Source organism: Yoonia sp. R2331, assembly GCF_041103235.1.
Lineage (GTDB): Bacteria > Pseudomonadota > Alphaproteobacteria > Rhodobacterales > Rhodobacteraceae > CANMYO01.
Genome location: NZ_JBGCUN010000001.1, coordinates 2407155 through 2426264, shown reverse-complemented (window position 1 = coordinate 2426264; position 19110 = coordinate 2407155). Strand labels below are relative to the sequence as shown.

The 19110-nt window shown below is 60.6% G+C and carries 18 protein-coding genes; 8 read left to right on the top strand and 10 right to left on the bottom strand.

Translation table 11 applies throughout. From position 1 onward, the window contains the following. Positions 1 to 13: 13 nt before the first annotated feature. Entirely contained in the window at positions 14 to 589 is a 576-nt protein-coding gene (locus tag AB3Y40_RS12525) for a cobalamin biosynthesis protein CobQ (RefSeq protein WP_369439123.1), read from the top strand. A 79-nt stretch (positions 590 to 668) separates the two neighbouring features. On the opposite strand, the gene AB3Y40_RS12520 is transcribed toward AB3Y40_RS12525, so the two are convergent. After that, entirely contained in the window at positions 669 to 992 is a 324-nt protein-coding gene (locus tag AB3Y40_RS12520) for a DUF6280 family protein (protein ID WP_369439122.1), read from the bottom strand. A 224-nt stretch (positions 993 to 1216) separates the two neighbouring features. On the opposite strand from AB3Y40_RS12520, the gene efp reads away from it, so the two are divergent. Then, positions 1217 to 1780 (top strand): elongation factor P, encoded by a 564-nt coding sequence (gene efp / locus AB3Y40_RS12515; protein ID WP_369439121.1) that lies wholly within the window; start codon positions 1217 to 1219, stop codon positions 1778 to 1780. Between the two features lie 218 nt (positions 1781 to 1998). Here the strand turns inward: efp and ygfZ are convergent, their stop codons facing one another. Genes ygfZ through AB3Y40_RS12500 form a run of 3 tightly spaced genes read right to left on the bottom strand, consistent with a single transcriptional unit; the run spans position 1999 to position 5148 of the window. Beyond that, complete coding sequence (gene ygfZ, locus AB3Y40_RS12510; protein ID WP_369439120.1) at positions 1999 to 2733, bottom strand: CAF17-like 4Fe-4S cluster assembly/insertion protein YgfZ; 735 nt, start codon at positions 2731 to 2733, stop codon at positions 1999 to 2001. Next, on the bottom strand, positions 2726 to 4477 hold the full coding sequence (locus tag AB3Y40_RS12505; protein WP_369439119.1) for an ABC transporter ATP-binding protein: 1752 nt from the start codon (positions 4475 to 4477) through the stop codon (positions 2726 to 2728). The genes ygfZ and AB3Y40_RS12505 overlap by 8 nt, the downstream gene beginning before the upstream one ends. After that, the gene (locus AB3Y40_RS12500) at positions 4474 to 5148 is read right to left on the bottom strand and encodes a protein-tyrosine phosphatase family protein (RefSeq protein WP_369439118.1); all 675 of its coding nucleotides are present in this window, start codon (positions 5146 to 5148) and stop codon (positions 4474 to 4476) included. Before AB3Y40_RS12500 ends, AB3Y40_RS12505 begins: the two co-directional genes overlap by 4 nt. Positions 5149 to 5295: 147 nt before the next feature. Between AB3Y40_RS12500 and AB3Y40_RS12495 the strand changes: the two genes are divergently transcribed. Beyond that, on the top strand, positions 5296 to 6471 hold the full coding sequence (locus tag AB3Y40_RS12495; protein WP_369439117.1) for a pyridoxal-phosphate-dependent aminotransferase family protein: 1176 nt from the start codon (positions 5296 to 5298) through the stop codon (positions 6469 to 6471). Here AB3Y40_RS12495 and AB3Y40_RS12490 read toward each other — a convergent pair. Further along, positions 6455 to 6634, bottom strand: coding sequence for a hypothetical protein (locus AB3Y40_RS12490; protein ID WP_369439116.1), 180 nt, complete (start codon positions 6632 to 6634; stop codon positions 6455 to 6457). The two genes, AB3Y40_RS12495 and AB3Y40_RS12490, sit on opposite strands and share 17 nt — an antisense overlap. Positions 6635 to 6676: 42 nt before the next feature. Then, entirely contained in the window at positions 6677 to 7792 is a 1116-nt protein-coding gene (locus AB3Y40_RS12485) for a pyridoxal phosphate-dependent aminotransferase (protein ID WP_369439115.1), read from the bottom strand. Positions 7793 to 7876: 84 nt separating this feature from the next. Here AB3Y40_RS12485 and AB3Y40_RS12480 point away from each other — a divergent pair, with 84 nt between their 5' ends. Beyond that, a complete protein-coding gene (locus AB3Y40_RS12480) occupies positions 7877 to 8029 on the top strand; it encodes a Tat pathway signal protein (RefSeq protein WP_369439114.1) in 153 nt (50 codons plus the stop codon). A gap of 167 nt (positions 8030 to 8196) precedes the next feature. On the opposite strand, the gene AB3Y40_RS12475 is transcribed toward AB3Y40_RS12480, so the two are convergent. Then, positions 8197 to 11373: a valine--tRNA ligase gene (locus AB3Y40_RS12475; protein ID WP_369439113.1), complete on the bottom strand. Its 3177-nt coding sequence runs from the start codon at positions 11371 to 11373 to the stop codon at positions 8197 to 8199. Between the two features lie 275 nt (positions 11374 to 11648). Beyond that, a complete protein-coding gene (locus AB3Y40_RS12470) occupies positions 11649 to 12245 on the bottom strand; it encodes an HD domain-containing protein (protein WP_369439646.1) in 597 nt (198 codons plus the stop codon). A gap of 158 nt (positions 12246 to 12403) precedes the next feature. Here AB3Y40_RS12470 and AB3Y40_RS12465 point away from each other — a divergent pair, with 158 nt between their 5' ends. Beyond that, positions 12404 to 14704, top strand: a complete 2301-nt coding sequence (locus AB3Y40_RS12465) for a xanthine dehydrogenase family protein molybdopterin-binding subunit (protein WP_369439112.1) — start codon at positions 12404 to 12406, stop codon at positions 14702 to 14704. Further along, positions 14691 to 15719, top strand: a complete 1029-nt coding sequence (locus AB3Y40_RS12460; RefSeq protein ID WP_369439111.1) for a DUF2235 domain-containing protein — start codon at positions 14691 to 14693, stop codon at positions 15717 to 15719. Before AB3Y40_RS12465 ends, AB3Y40_RS12460 begins: the two co-directional genes overlap by 14 nt. A gap of 118 nt (positions 15720 to 15837) precedes the next feature. Here the strand turns inward: AB3Y40_RS12460 and AB3Y40_RS12455 are convergent, their stop codons facing one another. After that, entirely contained in the window at positions 15838 to 16317 is a 480-nt protein-coding gene (locus AB3Y40_RS12455; protein ID WP_369439110.1) for a PaaI family thioesterase, read from the bottom strand. A gap of 33 nt (positions 16318 to 16350) precedes the next feature. Further along, the gene (metF, locus tag AB3Y40_RS12450; RefSeq protein ID WP_369439109.1) at positions 16351 to 17211 is read right to left on the bottom strand and encodes a methylenetetrahydrofolate reductase [NAD(P)H]; all 861 of its coding nucleotides are present in this window, start codon (positions 17209 to 17211) and stop codon (positions 16351 to 16353) included. Positions 17212 to 17298: 87 nt separating this feature from the next. Between metF and AB3Y40_RS12445 the strand changes: the two genes are divergently transcribed. Both AB3Y40_RS12445 and AB3Y40_RS12440 read left to right on the top strand, forming a co-directional pair. Then, the gene (locus AB3Y40_RS12445; protein ID WP_369439108.1) at positions 17299 to 18213 is read left to right on the top strand and encodes a LysR family transcriptional regulator; all 915 of its coding nucleotides are present in this window, start codon (positions 17299 to 17301) and stop codon (positions 18211 to 18213) included. Beyond that, a complete protein-coding gene (locus tag AB3Y40_RS12440; protein WP_369439107.1) occupies positions 18210 to 19082 on the top strand; it encodes a hypothetical protein in 873 nt (290 codons plus the stop codon). The genes AB3Y40_RS12445 and AB3Y40_RS12440 overlap by 4 nt, the downstream gene beginning before the upstream one ends. Positions 19083 to 19110 lie beyond the last annotated feature (28 nt).

The window sequence follows — 19110 nt, the reverse complement described above, 5'->3', positions numbered from 1 at the left end:
CGGGGAAAAGCCAATGATGTCACAAACCCATCTGATTTTCGGGATGGCCGCATTCGGCAAGCCCGAAAACAGCCGCATCACGTTGGCCGCACTTGCCGGTTCTTTCATTCCAGATGCTTCGCTCTATCTGCTGGCGGGGGCGCATTTGTTCGTCTTAAACACGCCACCGCAGGTGGTGTTTGGACAGCTCTATTATTCCGAAAGCTGGCAGGCAATTTTTCGGATCGACAATTCGATAGTGCTCTGGGCGATTACGCTGATGCTGGGGATCATGTTTCGCGCTAAAGTGGTGATCGCGCTTTGCGGGGCGGCGCTGTTGCACCTTTTTCTGGATTTTCCGCTGCACAACGACGATGCCCGTGCGCATTTCTGGCCGATCACCGATTGGAAGTTCATCAGTCTGGTCAGCTATTGGGACAGCCGTTACTACGGCCACATCGTTGGCCCGGTAGAGGTCGCGGCCTCTCTTGTCGCCTGTGTTTGGCTATTTGTCCGCTTTCGCAAACGGTGGGAGCGGGGGGTAATTGCCGTGCTGACCGCCCTGCAATTGGCAGCAGCCGGGGCCTATGTCATGGGCGCAATCACCTGAGCGGCAGACAAAGAAAAACGCGGCCCGAGCAGAGGACCGCGTTTTTCACCATGTCGGTCCGCAGACCTTACGGTGTTGGTTAAGCAGCGCGTGCTTCTTGTTCGGCAGCGTTGCGGCGTTCGCTTTCTTCGCGTGACAGCGCGACAGATGTGCGCACACCCTTGCCGACGAATTCCATCAGGCCCAGCACAACCCGCTCGTTGGGGTCGATACCAGCGCAAGACAACACCTCACGGCCGTCGCGCGAACGCGCCCAGCGGGCGATCTGTTCGGGGCCGTTGCCGTACTTCTTGTCATCAGCAATTGCGTCGTCCAAAGCAGCCAAAACCACGGCAGCAAAAAGCTTGCGTGCGCGGTTGCCTTGCTCGTTGTTGAACGCTGTGCCGTCGACGAAATCTTTCATCAGTTGTCCTTTACTTTTGCTCTTGTAGTCCCGGCGTGAAGGGCAATATGCCCTAAACAGATCGATTCGGGGGGACAGTTTTCGAATGCCTGCTATGCATTTTGTGCATAGCTCATCGGCTGAACACCGCCTATCTAGTCGTCTTGCCAGGTTCCTCCCCGCCAGATATAGGCTGCGTCATCCTTAGATCAACCTTTTGCCATAATTCTGCCACGAAGTGACCAATGCCCAAAATCAACGGAAATGAGATTCGCCCCGGCAACGTGCTGGAGCATGATGGTGGCCTTTGGGCCGCAGTCAAAGTGGACCACGTCAAACCCGGCAAGGGTGGCGCTTTTGCGCAGGTCGAACTGAAGAATTTGCGCGATGGCCGCAAGCTGAACGAACGCTTTCGGTCGGCAGACAAAGTGGAGCGCGTGCGCTTAGATCAAAAGGACCAGCAGTTCCTTTATGAAGCCGACGAGATGTTGACCTTTATGGACAGCGTGACCTTTGATCAGATCGCCTTGCCGTCAGACATCCTGGGCGACCGTCGCCCGTTCCTGCAGGACGGTATGGTGGTTCATATCGAATATTACGGTGAAGAGGCGCTGAACGTCACTTTGCCCGCCCGTGTGACCTGCAAAGTCGTCGAGACAGAGCCGGTGGTAAAGGGCCAGACCGCCGCCAACAGCTTCAAGCCCGCGATCCTCGACAATGGTTTGCGCGTGATGATCCCGCCGTTCGTCGGCCAAGACGAAGACATCGTGGTCAATACAGAGCTATTCGAGTACGTCGAGCGCGCCTGATCCAATTGCAGAAATAACTATGACCCGGGCTGTGTGTGCGGCCCGGGTCATGCTGTGTTTACGCGAGTGGTCTGCATAGGGGGTATCGTCGGCGTCCTACGGTGAAACGTGACAGGCGGCATGTCCCCGCCTGAAATACGTCGCGCCCAATTTGCGCCCAATACCTTAACAATTCGTAACCAATGCAATTTAAGCGTGTCTGGCAGGTCTTGGCTGCTTCAATCGTCGATCCGCAATTGCGCGTCACCGGCTTGCATGTCGTCCGTCGCACGGTCAAAGCGCAGATAGGCTAGGCCTTTGTCGCCCGATACGGTATGCAATGTGCCAATAGCCTTGCCGCCCGCCGTGATCGGATCACCCGGTTTTGCCGCGCCATCAATCGCGACACGCGCCAGACCTTTGCGCAGCGCGGTCTTGTGCTTCATGCGGGCCACGATCTCTTGGCCGACGTAGCAGCCTTTGCGGAAATCGACGCCATTCAACGCTTCGAACCCCATTTCGAGGATATAGCTGTCTTGCGTCAGTTCGATCCCGGTTTTTGGGATTGCATGTGCCACGCGAAGTGCATCCCAATCAGCGTCCTGACTGTGATCCTTTGCCCCATAAGCGCGCCAGCCCAAGGCAGGGTGTCGTGGGTCTTGCAAAGCGCCTTCTGGTGCAGCACCGGTGCCACGCGAGACGATCAGCGGTGTCTCTGCGATCTGCACATCAGCCCGCAGGCGATACATGTTCAACCGCTGAAAAAGAGGGGCCGCAAAACCGCTGGCGACGTCGATCAACAACTGGTCGCCCGTGCCCACCACAAAGAAATCCGCGATAAACTTGCCCTGTGGCGTCAACAGCGCGGCATAGACGATCCCATCCCTGGCCTGCGCTACGTCATTGGTGATCAGCCCTTGCAAAAACGTCTCTCGATCATCTCCGGTCAGCGCCAGAACGGTGCGATCAGTCATCAGCCTCTCCTTGGGCGAATTGCAGGCGGTGCAGGTCGGCATAAAGCCCGTCTCGGGCGATCAGCGCGTCATGGGTTCCTGCATCCACCACGCGCCCCTTGTCCATCACAACAATCTTGTCTGCATTGCGTACCGTCGACAAGCGGTGCGCGATCACGAGCGTTGTGCGCCCCTCAGACAGCCGCTCAAGGGCTTTCTGCACCACCGCTTCTGACTTGGTATCTAGCGCGCTTGTCGCCTCGTCCAGCAACAGGATCGGCGTGTTGCGCAACAGCGCGCGGGCAATCGCCACGCGCTGGCGCTGCCCGCCGGACAGGTTCGATCCGCGCGGCCCCGCTGGGCTGTCCAATCCGTCATCAAGTTTGTCTAGAAAATCGCTGACATGAGCGGCGTCAAGCACATCGCGTAACGCTGCATCTGCCACATCTGTGCGCCCTAACAGGATGTTATCGCGCAGGCTGTCATCAAAAAGCGCGGCATCCTGTGCCACGACTGAAAAGAGCCCGCGCAACGCCGCTAGATCCATCGCGCCAACAGCCGTGCCCCCAATTGTCACCGCGCCAGAGGCTGGGTCAACGAGACGGGTCAACACGTTGAACACGGTTGATTTCCCCGCGCCTGACGCACCGACCAAGGCGGTGGTTTTTCCAGCCTCGGCGACAAAGCTCGTGCCGTTCAGAACCGGCAATTCGCCGTAGGCCAGTTTCACATCGTCAAACACGATTTGGGGCGCGTCTTGAGGTGCACTCGTCGGTGTGGCTGGCGAGGTCAGGGTTGGCTCTTCTGCCAGTACGCTGCGGACCCGCAAGATGCTGGCCGCCGCGATTTGCCACTGACCACTCATAAGCCCAAGTCGACGTAGAGGTTCGAAGGCAAGGCTCATCGCGGTGAAAAACGACATGAACTCACCAACCGTCTTGGTGCCGTCGATGATCTCTCCGCCGCCATAGATCATCACGCCGAGGAACCCGACGCCGGTCATGATGTCCACCAGCGCTGGCACAGTGGCCTGACCGGTGGCGGCGCTCACCTCTGATCTGACACGCTCGTTTGACAAGGCGTCATAGCGGTCGGCCTGATAAGCCTCCAACCCGTTGAGTTTGATGGGATTGATGCCGTGAAAGACTTCGTCCAGCCGGGTGGACATGCGGCCCGCCAATTCGCGTGCCGCAGAGGACCGGCGGCGCACATAGGCCTGCGCCAGCAGTGACGGCAGCACCAGAAAGGGAATGCCGATCAGGGCAACAGCGGTCCAGCGCCAATCCACTGACAATGCCACCGAAAACAGCACAATCACTGCAATCAGGTCGCGGCCTACGGCGGTCAAGAGCCCCGCCCATGTAGTGTTGATAAGCGTCACATCGCCTTGCACACGCTCGATGAGCGCGCCGGGCGGATTGACCTGATGATAGCCTGAATCAAGCCGCATCAGATGGCGCAACAAGATGCTGCGCATTTCGGCCGCGGCGCGTTGACTGACGCGGGTTAGCAAGATGCGCTGGCCTGCGGAACTGATCGCGCGGACGCAAAAAATCACAAGGATGCCCAACCCGACCCACCAAAGCGCGCTCTGGTCACCAGCCAGAAAGACGGTGTCGAACATCGGCTGAATCATCCGGCTCAGGACGCCCAGCATCGACCCTTCGATCATCATGAGCAGTACCGCCAGCGCCAACGTCTTGCGGAACGGGCGCAGATAGTCACGCCACAGCCAACGCAGCAAAGGGCCACTGCGCGCGGTCATACTGGCAGGACCTTTTTGTTGGCGAAACTGGCTGCCAATTGCGCGGGGTCATATTCAGTGCGCACCCAGTCGCGGATGCTGATCGAGCCGCGCGATAGGCGCTCGGCATAAAGGTCCAGCATGTGGTCCTGCACGCCGGTTTTGGTAAAGCGCAAATGCAGGTAGCGCAGTGACAATTGCCGCTGTGCCTCGGCCACCGTGCCGCCCTGATCCAGCACATAAAGGGCAGAGGCCAGACCGGCCCGATCCGCACCTGATTTGCAGTGCATCACAAAGGGGCGGGGGATGGTGTCAAACGCCTCAAACAGTGCCAACAGGCTGTCGACCGGCGCCGGTTTACGGGCCTGCAGATCAACGCTGACAAGGGTCAGGCCAAGGGCTTCGCAGCTTTCAACTTCAAACAGATAAGGCGCGCGCATGCCTTGGCCGCGCAGGTTCAACACCGCCTTGATCCCCTGATCACGGTAGGCTTGAAGCCGTTTGTGCGTGGGGTGGTTCGACCGGAACACATCGGGGGTGACTTGTCCAAAGTTGGTCCAGAAGGTGCGCAGGATACCGTGGTCTTTCCAAAGTAGGTACCGGTGGGATCGCGCACGTTGCACCGGGTCGTCGATGTCGCGGCCATACCTGTCGTCGCGCGTCGTCAGGGTCTGAACAAGTCTGCGCAACATAAGGGGGCTTTCGGATCGCGATGCGTGATGAAACGGGTCTATGCGCAAATGGGGTCTGTGGGCAAGTTTGGCAAGCGATTGAGGGTGTTGACGCGGCCGGGCAGGCGGCTAGGGTCCGGGGAAATCACCCCTAATGGATAGCCGCCCATGACCCTTGCCAACGGACGCCCGTACCTTGCCATTCCCGGCCCATCGGTCGTGCCTGATGCGGTGTTGCGGGCGATGCATCGTGCGTCGCCCAACATCTACGAAGGCGAGCTTTATGATGTGACCGACAGCTTGATGCCGGACCTGTGCGCCGTTGCGCGTACCCAACACCATGTGGCGATCTATATTGGCAACGGTCACGCCGCGTGGGAGGCGGCGTTGGCCAATACGCTGTCGCGCGGTGACACGGTGCTGGTGCTGGCCACAGGGCTGTTCTGCAAAAGCTGGGGCGACATGGCGAAGGCCCTTGGCTTGAACGTGCAGATCATTGATTACGGCCATGCATCTGATGTCGATCTGGATCAGGTGGCCGCGGCACTTGCTGCTGACAAGACCCATGCGATCAAGGCGGTTTTGGCGGTGCATGTGGATACTTCAACCTCTGTCCGCAATGACATTGCGGGGCTGCGCACAGTGCTGGATGCGGCCGTACATCCGGCCCTTCTGATGGCCGATTGCATCGCGTCTTTGGGGTGTGACCGGTATGAGATGGATGCCTGGGGTGTCGATGTCACTGTCGCGGCCTGCCAGAAAGGGTTGATGACCCCGCCGGGTATCAGCCTTGTGTTTTTCAACCACCGCGCCCATGCGGCGCGCGGCGATCTGGTGACCCATTACTGGGACTGGCGCCCAAGGGTAAACCCTGAAGGGTATTGGCAAAAATTCGATGGCACGGCGCCTACACATCACCTTTACGGGCTGCGCGCAGCGCTTGATATCATCCATGCCGAAGGAATGGACGCGATCTGGAACCGCCACGAAAAGCTGGCCAATGCGATCTGGGCCGCGTTCGAGAAATGGTCAGACGAAGGTGAGATGCGGCTCAATATCAGTGACCCTGGCAAACGTTCCTGCGCGGTGACATCAATTGGCACCGGACCCGGGGACGCGGACCGGCTGCGACAGTGGTGCGAGCACAAGGCGGGTCTAACCCTTGGGATCGGTCTGGGCCGCACGCCGGCGGACAGTTGGTTTCGGCTGGGGCATATGGGCCATGTGAACGGGCATATGATCCTGGGTGTGCTGGGCACGATTGAGGCGGGGTTGACCGCACTGGAGATCCCGCACGGAGGCGGCGCACTGGATGCAGCGGCTGCCGTTATCGCGACCGCGTGATGTGCCGCAGGCCAAGATCAATCAGGGCTGAGGTGATGACGGCCCAGAGAAATCCGAAAATTGCGGCAATGACCCAAAGCCCCATAAAGAGAATCACCCACAGGGTGCCAAGGAAGGCATTTGTGTAATCCTCGACCCGGCCGGGGTGTTTGTTGTCGCGCATGAAGCCTCCGTCACCGCCAAGATAGCGCAAAAGATTGAAAAATCATTGATCTGATCGGGCCGCGGCCAGCGCTTTGGGCAATGCGGCGGAAAAGGCCGCGATTTCGGCGGCTGGGCCGCAGCTAATACGGATGCAGCGATCTTGCGGAGCGACGAAGGGCATGCGGACAAAGATGCCCTGTTCCACAAGGGATTTCAGCACCTTGCGGGCAAAATCCCCGTCCTGGCCGCAGTCAATGGCGACGAAATTTGTGGCCGAGGGCAGTGGTGTCAGCCCGTTTTCCAGTGCAATCGCGCCGATCCTGTCGCGGCAGTTGGCGACGCGCGTTTTGACCTCTGCCAGCCAGTCTTCGTCTTGCAGGGCGGCCAATGCAGCGGCTTGGCTGATGCGCGACATGCCGAAGTGATTGCGGACTTTGTTGAAGGCCATGATGAGGGGTTTTGACCCAAGCGCATAGCCGATGCGGGCGCCAGCGAGGCCGTAAGCCTTTGAAAAGGTGCGTAATCGGATGACGCGGGGGTCATCGGGTGCAACGGCGGGGGAGGTGCCGTCGGGGGCCAGTTCGACGTAGGCCTCATCAAGAATCAGCAGGCAGCCTTGCGGGACGGCAGCGATCATCCGCGCCATGGTTTCGGCACTGTGATGGCTGCCCATCGGGTTGTCGGGATTGGCGATGTAGATCAGTTTTGCCTGTGTTTCCCGGGCCTTGGCGATCAGGCGGTCGGTGTCCTCGAAGTCACCGGCATAGGGCACACTGTGCAGTTTTCCACCAAACCCAGCGACGTGATAATTGAAGGTCGGATAGGCACCGGCAGAGGTGACAACGGCGTCGCCGGGGCGAATGGTGAGGCGCACCAAAAGGCCCAGTAGGGTGTCGATGCCTGCGTCGATGGCGATGTGGTCGGGGGCGATTCCATGAGCATTTGCAAGGGCTTGGCGCAGGTCATGGTTTTCGGGATCGGCATACATCCAAGCATCCTGCGCGGCGTCTTGCATGGCGCGGAGCGCGTGGGGAGACGGGCCGAAGCCGTTTTCATTGGCGCCCAACCGGGCGGTAAAGGTCTGATTTCGTTGCCTTTCCTGCGCTTCTGGTCCGACGAAAGGGACGGTGGCAGGCAGGGCGGCGGCAAGCGGGGTAAGGCGAGGGTCCTGGGTCATGGGGAAAGATCACCATGTTCGCCCCGTGGCTGCAATGGGGCAATGGGATAGGGTGTCATCCGGCCCGAACAAAGGAGAGGCAAGATGTTGAACAGACGTGGTTTTTTGGCAATCACCGGCGCTGCTGGCGTGGCGCGGTTTGTGCCGGTTGTGCTGCGCGAGCGGCGTATTTTGACGCTGGTTTATGACAAGGCATTGGGCGGGATGCGCGCGGTGGAGAAAGTGGTGTTTCGTTAAGTGACCGTCACGGCGGCGGCGTTTACCATGATTGAAACAGCGGGGCGGGCCGGTGGCCCGCACGACAGTCTGGCGCAACGATACGGCGTTCTGCCCTTTTGACGCGCGCTTGCGTTGCGTCACCCGCCGGTGCCTCCGGCGGGCATATTTTTATTCAAAAGAAAGCCTTAGTCGATTTCAGCCAGTTTTTCGAGCGCGGTGGATAATTGCGCGATTTCTTCGTCCCGTAGCGAAAGATTGTGTTTGGCTTCGGTAACGACCTCTTCGGGGGCGGAGGCCACGAATTTGGGGTTGTTCAGGCGGCCGCGCAGGCCTGTTGCCTCTTTGTTAACTTTTTCCAAGGCTTTGGACAGGCGTGTCTTTTCCGCGTCCACGTCGATGATATCGGCCAGCGGCAGGGCAAAGGTGGCCCCCGTTGTCGCAACTGTGATCGACCCTTTGGGGGTGTCGCCCTTGGCGACGCCGGTGATGCGGGCGAGTTTTTCGATCATTGCCATATTGTTGGCAAGGGCCGTGTCCGACGCTGCATCGCTATCTGTCTGAATGACAGGGATTTTCAGCCCCGCAGGCACGTTCATCTGGGCGCGGGCGGAGCGGATGCCTTCGATCAGGGAGATCGTCCAGTTCATTTCGCGGTCGGCATCTTGGTTAACCAGATCAGCGGCAGAGTAGGTGGGCCAGTCGGTGTGGACCAATGGCTTGTCGCGCTTGCCCATGATGCCCCAGAGGTCTTCGGTCACAAACGGCATGATCGGGTGAAGCAGGATCACGCATTGGTCGAGGACCCATGCCATAACCTCTTGCGTTTCCTTCTTTTCTTCCGGTGTGCCGTCGAGCAGCAGCGGTTTGGACAGTTCCACGTACCAGTCACAGACCTTGCCCCAGACAAAGGCATAAAGCGCGTTGGCGGCGTCGTTGAAGCGGTATTCGGTGAGGGCGGCGTCCACGACTTCACGTGTGCGGGCGGTTTCGCCCACGATCCAGGCGTTAACAGTTCGGAGGTCATGCACATCTGATGCAGAACCTATGCACATCGTGTCCGCATCAAAAACGCCGTTCATTTCGGCAAAGCGACAGGCGTTCCAGAGCTTCGTGCCGAAGTTGCGGTAGCCCTTGATCCGGTCTTCTGAAATTTTCAATACACCACCGATCGCGGCCATCGCCGCATTGGACATGCGCAGGGCGTCGGCGCCGTATTGGTCGATCATGTCGAGCGGGTCGATGACGTTGCCGGTGGTCTTGGACATCTTCTGGCCCTTCGCGTCGCGGACCAGTTGGTGCAGGTAGACGGTGTGGAAGGGGTTCTTTTGCTCCACGGCTTGGGACATCATCATCATCCGGGCGACCCAGAAGAACAGGATGTCCTGACCGGTGATGAGAACGTCGCCGGGGAAGTATTTTTGCAGTTCGGGCGTGTCTTCGGGCCAACCGAGGGTGCCGAAGGGCCAGAGGCCGGAGGAGAACCAGGTGTCGAGGACGTCGGGGTCGCGCCACATAGGGATGCTATTTGATTGGGGCGTCCAGCCGTAGTTCAGATACCAATGACCGGGGTCACCCTCGATTTCGAAAAATTCTGAAGGCCTCTGACCTGTTCGTGCCAGCCAAACGTCTGCAATTTTTTCCTGCGCCTCTTCGACAGTTGCGGCACAGAATTCCATTGTTAGAAGGCCGCCTTGTGATAACCGACCGCCCATTGCTTCGTCGTCATATCGGTTTTCGTCGATAAATTTCTTGGCTTTCTCTCGCGAGATTCCTGCGCCAACACTTACATTCCAAGTTCCAACCTCACCATTTACTGTGGGCACCTGAGCGGTCCAAACCGGGATCTGGTGGCCCCACCAGAGTTGGCGGGAGATGCACCAGGGTTCGATGTTTTCCAGCCAGTGGTAGAAGACCTTTTCGCCGCTTTCCGGCATGATCTTCACCTCGCCGGATTTCACGGCGTCCAAAGCGGGGCCGACGATTTTGGCGGTGTCGACGAACCATTGGTCGGTCAGCATCGGTTCGATGACCACCTTGGAGCGGTCGCCGAAGGGTTGCATGATTTTTTTGGCTTCGATCAGCGGGACCATGGGAACGTCTTCGCCTTCTGCCGGGGTGAACCCCGGCCTACCCAGACGGGCGTCGTCGGCGCGGGTCATCACGGCCAGCCCCTCGGCGGTGATGTCGGCGACGACCGCGGCGCGGGCTTCGAACCGGTCTAACCCGCGGTAGGCCTCAGGCACGAGGTTCATCGCGGCGATCATCGCCTCGTCAAAGTCCTGTTCGCCGTTGGCGATGGCTTGGGCCGTTGCTGCCTCTTCCGCATAGGGTTTGCCGTCGGCGCGCATAGCACCCTTCGTGTCCATCAGGTTGTACATCGGGATGCCGCCGCGCTTGGCGACTTCGTAGTCGTTGAAGTCATGCGCACCAGTGATTTTCACCGCACCGGAGCCGAAATTCATGTCGGGGTAGGGGTCGGTGATGATCGGGATCAGGCGGCGCTGTGCTTTGGGACCCACGGGGATTTCGCAGAGCTTGCCGACGATGGGGGCGTAACGTTCGTCATCCTTGTGGACGGCCACGGCACCGTCGCCCAGCATGGTTTCGGGCCGGGTGGTGGCGATGGAGATATAGTCGCGCGTTTCGCGCAGCGTGACGTTGCCGTCTTCATCTTTCTCGACGTATTCGTAGGTCTCGCCACCGGCGAGCGGGTATTTGAAGTGCCACATGTGGCCGTCGACTTCGGTGTTTTCCACCTCGAGGTCGGAGATCGCGGTTTCAAAGTGCGGGTCCCAGTTCACAAGGCGTTTGCCGCGATAGATCAGGCCCTTGTCATACATGTCGACGAAGACCTTGAGCACGGCCTCGTGGAAGTTGCCGGGCTTTTCGCCTGCGGGCGCGCTGTCGGCGCCGGACATGGTGAAGGCAGAGCGTTCCCAGTCCATGGAGTGGCCCATGCGGCGGGCTTGTTGTTCGATAACGCCGCCGGAGGCTTGCTTCCATTCCCAGACCTTGCCGAGGAATTTCTCGCGGCCCATCTCGGTGCGCTTGGGTTCGCCTTTGGCGGCGAGGTCCTTTTCCACCATCAGCTGGGTGGCGATGCCCGCGTGGTCGAGGCCGGGCTGCCAGAGGGTGTCAAAGCCCTGCATGCGTTTCCAGCGGATCAGGATGTCCATCAGGGTTTGGGAAAAGGCGTGGCCGACGTGCAGGTGGCCGGTGACATTGGGGGGCGGCAGCATGATGCAATAGGTCGCGGCATCGGTGCGGGCGTTGGCCCCGGCCTTGAATGCGCCGGAGGTCTCCCAATCGGCGTAAATCTGCGGCTCGCGCGTGGCGGCGTCGAATGTCTTTTCCATCGGCATGGGTCTGGTCCTGTCTGGTTGCCCGTCAGATAGCGAATGGGGCGGGGAAGGAAAAGGGTGTCTGATCCGGTCGAGCGGCGAATGATGCGCGGACAGTTGGGCGGAGCGGAGGGTGTCAATTGCAGCGAGGGCACAAGTGAAATTTGCGCGGCTTAATGTCGTACGGGGTCCTTATGCCCATGAACGACCGGGAACAGTGATCGCTTCAGTCAATATCCCTTTTGAAACCCTGATGCCCGAGGGCTTGCCATCTGTCGAAGCGTGCGGCGGTCTGCTTAGCTGCTTGAAAGCGGGACGCGCACGCCGGGTTGGATTATTGCAGGGTCGTAGGCTGTGCGGGCAAAGACGGAGCGGACGCGGTCAGCGAAGTGCGACAGGGGCAGGTGGTCATAGGCGGGGTCGAAAGAATTCTGATCCCAGCGTTCGCAGAATTGCGCGCAGTCGTCGAAATAGGGGTGGCCGGCATATTGCTGGCGTTTTTCGGGGTCTGCGCCGACGTGTTCGCCGTAGTAGACCAATTGGAAATCACCGTGCTTTTCGACCACCCAAGTGACCTGTTCACGCACGAAGGGCCGCAGGATCGTGGCGGCGTATTCGTCGTGATTATAGGGGGCGAAGATGTCGCCGATGTCGTGCAGCAGGGCGGCCACGATCCAGTCGATATCCGCGCCGTCACGCTCTGCCCGGGTGGCGGCTTGCAGCGAATGACCGAGGCGGGTGATCTGGTAGCCGGAGAGGCTTTCGTCAAGGCTGACCAATGCGGTCAATAGCCGGTCGGCGGTGCCTTTGGTGTAGGCGACCTCGTGCGCGGTCAGGAAGTCATAGTCTTCCTTGTCGCCGTCTTTCATCGCGGTGAATTTGACGTGGTCCATCATGTCTCTGCCTTATTACAAAAGCTGCTTCTACCGGTTGCACCCAACTGTTTCCAAGCAGTCTGCGGGGCGCAAACTGGTCCGTCTTGTCCCGCAGCGACATCTGGACACGCAGCACAGGGCGGTTAGGGTCGCCTGTGCACATCACGGAGATCGCAATGGAAAAGTTTGGGCGCAGCCAACCTGTCAAACGCATCGAGGATCTGCGGTTTCTGACCGGTCAGGGGCGTTACGTGGACGACATTGCACCCGAGAGCGCGCTGGTGGCTTATTTCCTGCGGAGCAGTCAGGGGCATGGCGATCTGACCCCGCCTGATCTGGAGGAGGTGCGCGCCATGCCCGGCGTGGTGATGGCCGCAGCCGCCGCGGATTTGGCGGCGGCAGGTGTGCGGATGGACATTGGCGGAGGTGTGGTCACCAACCGCGATGGCAGCAAGGGGGCCAAGCCGGTGCGGCCGATTTTGGCGCAAGGTCGCGTGCGCCATGTGGGCGAAGCGGTGGTGATGATCGTGGCCGAAAGCATGGCGCAGGCCAAGGATGCCGCAGAGGCGATCTGGCTGGAGATCGACGACCGCCCGGCCAAGGTGGATGTGGGCCCCGGCGGCGAGGTGCTGCACGATGAGGCACCTGACAATGTGGCCTTTGACTGGGGCATGGGCGATGCGGAGGGCACGGCGGCTGCGATCAACGACGCGGCCCACGTGGTGCGCCTGCGCGCGCCTGACAACCGGATCATCCCCAACAGCATGGAGCCACGCGGCTGCTATGCCGAACCAGAGGGCGACCGCCTGCATGTTTCGGTCAACGGGCAGGGGGTCTGGGGCACCAAGGGGCCGGTCGCAAAGGCGCTGGGGATAGATGCTGCTGATCTGCGGGTCACCAACCCCGATGTGGGCGGCGGATTTGGCACCAAGGCTTTCAACTACCCCGAGACCTTTGCCGTGGCTTTTGCCGCACGCACCCTTGGCCGCCCGGTGCGCTGGATGTCGGAACGAACCGAAGCCATGCTGACCGACAATGCAGGGCGCGATCTGACCACGGAAGTGGTGATCGGGTTTGATGCGGATTTGCGGATTACCGGCTATCAGTTGGACACGGTTGCCAATATGGGGGCCTATAATTCGGGCTTTGCGCAGAACATCCAGACCGAGCTTTTTAGCAAGGTTTTGACCGGAACCTATGATATTCCAAAGGCTTACATGGCGGTGCGGGGGGTCTATACCAACACCACGCCGGTGGATGCCTACCGCGGTGCGGGCCGGCCAGAGGCGATTTTTGTGCTGGAACGGGCGATGGATCAGGCCGCGCGACAGTTGGGTGTTGATCCGCTGGAGCTGCGGAAGCGCAACTTTATCCGGCCCGATCAGTTTCCCTACACCACGCCCACGGGTGTGACCTATGACGTGGGCGAGTTCAGCGCGCTGCTGGAACGTGCCGCAGAGGTGGCGGATATGCCGGGCTTTGTCGCAAGGAAGGCTGACAGTGCCGAAGCGGGTCGGCTGCGGGGGATTGGTCTGTGTTACTATATCGAGAGCATCCTGGGCGATCCCAGCGAGACCACAACGGTGGAGTTCACGCCGAAGGGGGCCAAGATGTTCGTGGGCACCCAATCAAACGGGCAGGGGCATGAGACGGTTTATGCCCACTTCATGTCTGATCAGACCGGCATTCCGGCGGATCAGATTGAGATTGTGCAAGGCGACAGCGATCTGATTGCCACCGGCGGCGGCACCGGTGGGTCACGGTCCGTTACGGTGCAGAACACCGCCACGCTGGCCACGGTCGAGGTGATTGTGGCGGCCTTTGGTGCCTTTCTGGCCGAGGCTGAGGGGGTGGACGCGAGCGATGTCAGCTTTGATGATGAGCGGTTCCGCATCGCGGGGTCGAACCTGACGCCCAGCATGCTGGAGGTGGCCGAGATGGCCCGCGCGGCGGGGCGCGATGATCTGATGCGGCATTCCGCGCGGATCACGCTGGATGGGCGCAGTTTTCCAAACGGTTGCCATATCGCCGAGGTGGAGGTTGATCCTGAAACCGGGGTCACACGCGTGGTGCGCTATGCGGTGGTGGATGACTTTGGCAATCTGATCAATCCGATGCTGGTTGAGGGGCAAATTCACGGCGGGGTCGCACAGGGCCTGGGGCAGGCGCTGACTGAACATGTGGTTTTTGATGAAGATGCGCAGTTGTTGACCGCGACCTTCATGGATTACGGCATGCCGCGCGCTGATGACATACCGATGATCACCTTTCAGACGCGCGGTACGCCAAGTGTTTACAACCCGATGGGTATGAAGGGCTGTGGCGAGGCGGGCACGGTGGGCGCGCTGGCCGCTGTGACCAATGCGGCGCTGGATGCGCTGTCAGAAGTGGGTGTGACGGAGGTTGCGATGCCGTTTACGCCGCACCGGGTGTGGCGTTGGGTGCAAGAGGCCAGGGAAGACCGTGTCGCTTCGTGACTGGGTTTTCGGGCTTGTCGGGCGCAGGCCGCGACAAGAGACCGGTCAGCCGCGTGATGCGCGTGGCCCTGCGATCCATGTGATCATTCTGGATGGGACGATGTCGTCCCTCAAGCCGGGGTATGAGACGCACGCAGGCCAGACCTACAAGCTGCTGAATGAGGCCGGGCGAGGGGCCAATCTGACAGTTTATTACGAGGCGGGCATTCAATGGCGCGACTGGCGGCAGACAGCGGATGTCGCGGCAGGGCGTGGAATCAACCGGCAGATCAGGCGCGCCTATGGGGTTCTGGCCAGCCGCTATCGGCCCGGCGACAAGATTATCCTGATGGGCTATTCCCGCGGGGCCTATGCGGTGCGGTCGCTGGCCGGGGTGGTGGATATGGTAGGGCTGGTGCGCGCGGAATGTGCCACCGAACGGGCCGTGCAGACCGCCTATCGTCACTACGAGGCGGGCGCGACATCAGAGGCGGCGGCAGCGTTCTGGAAAGAGCATTGCCACCCGGAGATCGAGATCGAGGCGGTGGCGGTCTGGGACACGGTCAAATCGCTGGGGCTGGTGGCCCCTGTGGTCTGGCGTGTCAGTGCCGCGCGCCATGCGTTTCACAATCACGCGCTGGGCCATGTGGTGCGCCACGGGTTTCATGCGCTGGGGCTGGACGAAACCCGCGTGGCCTACCGACCGGTGCTGTGGGAGAGCGACCCCAATTGGGATGGGCACGTGGAACAGGTTTGGTTTCGCGGCACCCATGGAGATGTGGGCGGGCAGTTGAACGGGTTTGAGGCGGCGCGTCCGCTGGCGAATATCCCGCTGGTCTGGATGCTGGACCGGCTGGACGCGTGTGGGCTGCCTTTGCCAGCCGGGTGGCGCAGCCGTTTCCCTTGTGATGTGACGGCCCCTTCGGTCAGCACATGGCGCGGCTGGGGCAAGATCTTTGTCACCCGGCGCAAGCGGGTTGTGGGGGGCGACCCCTCTGAACGGCTACATGAAAGTGTCGCGGACCGGGTGATCTGAGGGCGGGGCAGAATTTTGAAAAATTCTGGGTGCGCTGCTGCCGGCGTGGCAAGGGTTGGCGCATGTTGGATTTGCATATTTTCATTCGGAAGAAAGACAGGCGGTGCCGCAGGGTCTGTCAGCCGATCTGCATAATGATGCAGGTGGTTGAGCCGGTGGCATAAAGTTTGCCGGTTTGTGCATCCACAATCTGGCCCGATGCCACCCCGGTTGAGCGGCCTGCGTGGTCAATGGTGCCAATCGCCAGCACCTCGGTCCCGAGCGGGATCGTGCGGGTCAGGTTCACCTTGTATTCCAGCGTTGTGTAGACCGACCCTTGTGGCACAGTTGTCATCACCGCGCAGGCCATGCAGCTGTCAAGCAGGGTGCCGTACCAGCCGCCATGCACGGTGCCGGTGGGGTTCACATGATCGAATTGCGGGGTGCCGCGAAATATGACCTTGCCCTCGGAAACCGTATCAACACGATAGTTCAGCAGGCGCGCAATCGGCGGGTGGGGCAGGGTGCCGTCACGTATCCCGCACATGAAATCGAAGCCCGACATTGACAGGATCTTGTCGTTGTCCGGAAGCTCTGACGGGGATTTGGCGAAGATCATGATGGCTCTGGCTTTTGGCCGGAGGCTGCCGCGTCAGGCGACGTTTTGCAAGCGGTACTTGGGGGCAATTCCCAGGGCACGGGCCACGTCAAAGGTGAGGCCGGGTTTGTTGAGCGTGTAGAAGTGCAGATGGTCAACCCCGCCGGTCAGGAGATCATCGCAGAGCTCTGTCGCCAGCGCTGTGGCCAACAGGTCGGTGGTGTCGTCGCGGGTCGCATTCTCGAAGGCCTGGGCCACAACGGCAGGGATGTTCGTGCCGCATTGGGCAGCAAATTTGCGCACGCCGGTCCAGTTTTCCACCGGCAGGATGCCGGGGATGATCGGCGCGTCGATCCCGGCTTTCACACAGGCATCGCGGAACCGAAAGAATGTGTCCGCTTCAAAGAAGAACTGTGTGATGGCCGAGGTCGCACCTGCGTCGATCTTGCGCTTCAGGAATGCGATGTCTGCGGCCTGATCGGCAGCCTCGGGGTGTTTTTCGGGGTAGGCGCCCACGCGGATGTTGAATTTGCCGGTTTCAGCCAAGGCCGCGATCAGATCAACGGAAGAAGCAAAGCCCTCGGGGTGGGCGGCAAAGCCATCGCTGCCCTTTGGCGCATCGCCACGCAGGGCCACGATGTCGGTGATGCCCGCATCGGCGTAGCGTTCGGCGATGGCCAGGGTCTCTTCCCGGGTTGCGTCAACGCAGGTCAGGTGGGCCGCAACCGCAAGGTCAGTGGTCTTGTGCAGGGTGCTGACCGCCTCGTGCGTCAGCTTTCGCGTGGTGCCGCCCGCGCCGTAGGTGACCGAGACGAAGTCAGGGGCCAATGGCGCCAGCGTGTTGACGCAGTCCCACAAGCGGAACGAGGCTTCGAGGGATTTGGGCGGGAAGAATTCAAAGCTGAGGCCGGGCATAGGACAATCCTTTTGGAACTTGCTCAAAATCTCACAGGCTGGCATATGAGGCAAATTCATAAAACTCAGAAACGTTATGAGGATCGTATGCATATTGAGTTTCGCCACCTGCGCACGATCAAGGCGATCCATGACACTGGCGGTCTGGGCCGCGCTGCGGATTTGCTGAACATTACGCAGTCCGCGCTGAGCCATCAGATCAAGGGGATCGAGGATCAGGCGGGGGTGGAGCTGTTTGTGCGGCGCACCAAGCCGCTGCGGCTGTCGGCGGCGGGGATGAAGTTGCTGGCGGCGGCAGAAGAGATCTTGCCACGGGTCAGCGCGCTGGAGGCGGAATTCGAAGGGTTGATCGCAGGCAAATCCGGGCGGCTGCATATCGCGATTGAGTGTCACGCCTGTTTTGAGTGGCTGTTCCCGGTGTTGGAGGCGTTTCGCAAGGCCTGGCCCGATGTGGACGTGGATATCCGCCCCGGCCTGGCCTTTGATGCGCTGCCTGCGTTGCGGCGGGAGGAGGTTGATCTTGTGGTCTCGTCCGATCCTGAGGATGTCGCGGGCACGCATTTCACGCCGATCTTTGACTATGACGCGGTGTTTGTCGCCGCGGCCCAGCATCCGCTGGCGCAAAAACCATTCATTGAGGCTGCGGATTTTGCCGATCAGACGCTGATTACCTATCCGGTGGAACAAAGCCGGTTGGATGTGTTCAGCCAGCTTTTGACGCCGGCAGGCGTGCAACCGGCCAATCTGCGGCAGGTCGAACTGACGGCGGTGATCCTGCTGCTGGTCGCCTCGAACCGGGGCGTTGCGGTGCTGCCCGACTGGGTGGTGCGGCAAGTGCGGTATAACTCGGATTATGTGACGCGACCACTGACCAAAGACGGGGTGACCCGACGGCTTTATGCGGCAACGCGAGCCGAGGATACAGCGTTGCCCTATATGGCGCATCTGATCCGGCTGGCAAAGCAAGAAGCGGTGAAGTTGCAGAGCGAGGCACCAAGGTGATCGCAAAGCTGGGCATGGCGCTGGGGCTGGGTCTGCTGACTGTCGCCTGTTCAGAGATGTGGTTCTATCACGTGGACCTGACACTCGGGATTTGGGAGGTGTGGCTGTTTTATGGCATCGCCGCTTATCTGATGATCGCAATGATGCGGCTTTACCGCGTGGGCTGGCCCGGCGCGGTTGTCGCAGTGGGCTTGTTTGGCATCGTGATCGAAGGGGTGGTTGTTCCGGTTCTGTATGAGGCGGTGCCATTTTCGATTCTGTGGACGTCATTGGCCTGGCACGGGTTGTTGACCATTGGCTGCGGGCTGTTCGGGTTTCGTGCTGTGGCGCGCCGCCCTGTGTTGGCAGTGCCGGTATTTGCGGTGGCGGGGCTGCTGCTGGGGGTCTGGCTGGGGTTCATGTGGGTCGCAGAGCAGGGCCAGATGGATGTGGCACGGCTGAGCCTGCAGGTCGTGCTGGCCTATGGGATGTTCATCGGCGGCCATATGATTGTGGATCGCGTCGCGGATCGGCCTTGGGTGCCAACGCGCGGTGATCTGGTCGTGCTTTGGGGGCTGGTGTTGGCGGTTTGGGGGCTGATGTGGGCGCTGCCGCTCTTTCCGGTCTCGCTGGTGTTGCCGCTGTTGATCGCGCTGAGTTGGTGGGCCATGGCGCGCGGGGAGAGTGACGCGCCTTGGGACATCAGCGGCGCCGTGCCGTGGGCGGGCTATGGCGCTTCGCTGGTCTTGCCCGTCGCGATCATTGGCGGCGCCGTGACCACTGGCGGCGTGATCCCAGAGGTCAACGCCTGGTGGATTTTGGCAACCGGGCCGGTGGCTGCGATCCTGTGGCTGTGGGCACTGGGCCGATTGGCCTTGCAGCGCGGTTGAGCGGCGCTTGCGGTGTCGCGGCATTGGG

Bases quoted from the DNA above. Each gene is read 5' to 3' on its own strand.
- AB3Y40_RS12485 (WP_369439115.1), bottom strand. From the start codon at position 7,792: ATGACCCAGGACCCTCGCCTTACCCCGCTTGCCGCCGCCCTGCCTGCC.
- ygfZ (WP_369439120.1), bottom strand. From the start codon at position 2,733: ATGACTGATCGCACCGTTCTGGCGCTGACCGGAGATGATCGAGAGACG.
- efp (WP_369439121.1), top strand. From the start codon at position 1,217: ATGCCCAAAATCAACGGAAATGAGATTCGCCCCGGCAACGTGCTGGAG.
- AB3Y40_RS12470 (WP_369439646.1), bottom strand. From the start codon at position 12,245: ATGGACCACGTCAAATTCACCGCGATGAAAGACGGCGACAAGGAAGAC.
- AB3Y40_RS12465 (WP_369439112.1), top strand. From the start codon at position 12,404: ATGGAAAAGTTTGGGCGCAGCCAACCTGTCAAACGCATCGAGGATCTG.
- AB3Y40_RS12490 (WP_369439116.1), bottom strand. From the start codon at position 6,634: ATGCGCGACAACAAACACCCCGGCCGGGTCGAGGATTACACAAATGCC.
- AB3Y40_RS12445 (WP_369439108.1), top strand. From the start codon at position 17,299: ATGCATATTGAGTTTCGCCACCTGCGCACGATCAAGGCGATCCATGAC.
- AB3Y40_RS12500 (WP_369439118.1), bottom strand. From the start codon at position 5,148: ATGTTGCGCAGACTTGTTCAGACCCTGACGACGCGCGACGACAGGTAT.
- AB3Y40_RS12475 (WP_369439113.1), bottom strand. From the start codon at position 11,373: ATGCCGATGGAAAAGACATTCGACGCCGCCACGCGCGAGCCGCAGATT.
- AB3Y40_RS12505 (WP_369439119.1), bottom strand. From the start codon at position 4,477: ATGACCGCGCGCAGTGGCCCTTTGCTGCGTTGGCTGTGGCGTGACTAT.
- metF (WP_369439109.1), bottom strand. From the start codon at position 17,211: ATGCCCGGCCTCAGCTTTGAATTCTTCCCGCCCAAATCCCTCGAAGCC.
- AB3Y40_RS12520 (WP_369439122.1), bottom strand. From the start codon at position 992: ATGAAAGATTTCGTCGACGGCACAGCGTTCAACAACGAGCAAGGCAAC.
- AB3Y40_RS12495 (WP_369439117.1), top strand. From the start codon at position 5,296: ATGACCCTTGCCAACGGACGCCCGTACCTTGCCATTCCCGGCCCATCG.
- AB3Y40_RS12480 (WP_369439114.1), top strand. From the start codon at position 7,877: ATGTTGAACAGACGTGGTTTTTTGGCAATCACCGGCGCTGCTGGCGTG.
- AB3Y40_RS12455 (WP_369439110.1), bottom strand. From the start codon at position 16,317: ATGATCTTCGCCAAATCCCCGTCAGAGCTTCCGGACAACGACAAGATC.
- AB3Y40_RS12525 (WP_369439123.1), top strand. From the start codon at position 14: ATGATGTCACAAACCCATCTGATTTTCGGGATGGCCGCATTCGGCAAG.